We start from the raw sequence: 268 nt of genomic DNA on the forward strand, positions 1-268 counted from the left end.
CCCCCCCCCCCCCCCCCCCCCCCCCCCCCCCCCCCCCCCCCCCCCCCCCAAAACCGGAACCCCCCCCCAGATTACTACGCGTCTCGTGGGCTCGGAGATGTGTATAAGAGACAGTGCGTACGCTGTGTGTCGTGGACCCGACGACCGCGGCAACGCTCGGTGGCATCGCCAGGCCGCCCAGGGCGAGGCCGGCGATGGTCGCCGTGCGCCTGTCGGACCGCTCGAGCGCAGCACGGCGATGACGTCCGAGACCCCGGGCGGCAGGGAC

At 74.6% G+C, this 268-nt stretch carries 1 protein-coding gene; it reads left to right on the forward strand.

Translation table 11 applies throughout. The annotated features are described in order from the left end of the window. Positions 1 to 85: 85 nt before the first annotated feature. On the forward strand, positions 86 to 268 hold a 183-nt coding region (locus ACPYOM_RS22630; protein WP_481347684.1), incomplete at its 3' end, for a hypothetical protein.

The sequence above is a fragment of the Monashia sp. HAY1-2A genome, from assembly GCF_056755315.1.